This window comes from Thalassotalea sp. G20_0, assembly GCF_017744175.1.
Taxonomy (GTDB): Bacteria; Pseudomonadota; Gammaproteobacteria; order Pseudomonadales; family Endozoicomonadaceae; genus Endozoicomonas.
In genome coordinates this window covers 1-1,832 of the sequence record NZ_JAGHQV010000172.1, presented here as the reverse complement: position 1 = coordinate 1,832, position 1,832 = coordinate 1, and the positions used below count along the sequence as shown (strand labels likewise).

Sequence of the window (1,832 nt, the reverse complement as noted above, 5' to 3'; positions counted from 1 at the left end):
AACACGTACCAGCGGATCAATATTGGCCATTCGCACCAGGCCAATGGAAAGACTCCGGTTGTCTTTAGTAACACAGTGCTGCTGGTGTAACTGAGTCATTTGCGTGTAAACAGTAGCGGCTAATGCAGCCGCTGGGCTCGCAGCAGAGACAGGCTCAACCAGTGCAATATCACCCCATTGTTTGTGAGTTTTGCCGGAAGCAGAAAGCTCAGTTAACCGTTTTACACGGGGTTTAATAAAGCGATTATGCTGTGCTTTATAATTCTCTAAACCGCTGATCATGCACTGTTCATTATCAGATGTCGCAAATTCATCAAACCAGCCACAACAGATTTCACCTTTCCAGCCAGGGATATTGGCCATGGCATATTGTTTCCACCCGTTTCGGTAGGATTCAAACAATGCGTAAGCCAGTGCCGGAGGCAGGGTTGCCGTTGAAAGCAGTACCCGACTGCCAAGCATACCCGCCCAATGCACAAGACGACATAGTGCAGGTAAATCCCCCTGGCTAAAGTCGTCTGGTTCATCCAGTATCAGGTCAGACGTAAGCAGACGCAGCATAGCCGCCGTTTGTCGGCCTCCCCGTGTGCCTTCGGTGGCTGAAATCAGGTGGTCAATGGTACATACCAGTGCGGGTGCATGGAGCAGTTTATCAATTCGTTTATCCTTTTCGGTCCATTCACTCAGACTGTGGCTGGTGTCACCGGTGTAGTGAACATAAGCCTCTTTATCCAAGGCTTCATCCGCTGATTCACTACCGGTTCCGCTTTCATCTTTGACATTCTTTTGATGGGAATAATCAAAGAGCTGTTTGATAGCCGTACCCCCAACGGCAATGGCTAAATTTTCGTCATTCAGCCCAAGATCCGTTTTGAAAGACTGGCCTGTTTGCAACGTCAGCGTGCGTAAACCCAGTGCCACACTGAAGCGAGTGCGACCGGTTTCCTGCCCCAGTGCATACATGATTTTGGCATTGGCGATGGTTTTTCCATAACCGGTCGATGCCATATTGATGCCGAAAAAACCCTTGATTACCGTTTCTTTGCCTAGTCTTTTGGCCAGTTTGACGGCACCATCCTGCCAGCCGAATTTTCCTTTGAACTCTTTCTCGACCTTATCTGTAAGGGCGGAAATATCTCGAAGATTCGGTAAACTGTGATTCAAATTAATCAGGGCTTTGGTGATTTTCCGACTGTGGTGAGCTACCCCAATCAAATGCTCATCGAGTTTTTGCTTGAAGCCTTTACGGTGATCTTCTTTGCCGTAGGTGTTGGCATAAACACGGTAATTCTGGCTCTGCCATTCGGTTGTTATTTCTTGCTGCGAGTAATAACGATCTGCCAGCATCATACAGAGTCGGGCCAGATGGCTGGTAAACAGGTGGTCGTGAAGGTAATCTGCTTGTTCGTTATACCATTGGGAAAAGTGCTTCAGGGTATTTGACGCAATATCCGATGCCCGACAACGCCATTTGAAGCTGTGATAGGGCAAGGCCTTTTCAGCAAATGTCCAGTTGTCTTGAATTCGACTCTTTTGATCATTATCTTCGCAGTGATACGAGTTCCAGCGAGCATAAAATGCAGGATCTAACCAGTCCTTGATCTTATCCAATGCTGGTGCTGTGAAGTTATTCTGCCATGCCGGTGCCAAGGGTAAGCGATGGTGGGATACAATAATCCAGGCGATCAGCTGGGCAAACGAAGGCAAGTTTAATAGAGGATGTTCACCAAAACCTTTATCAACCCCGTCCCTGAAGCATTGACCAATACTGCCAACGTCAATTTCACTTAGCTCTTCAAGCCATTGACGGTCACTCTTATCCGCCACGAAGG

The 1,832-nt window shown here is 47.8% G+C and carries 1 pseudogene; it reads right to left on the bottom strand.

What is annotated here, in order from left to right:
- Window positions 1-1,832, bottom strand: a pseudogene (locus J7438_RS25300) (type I-F CRISPR-associated helicase Cas3f); the annotation flags it as partial.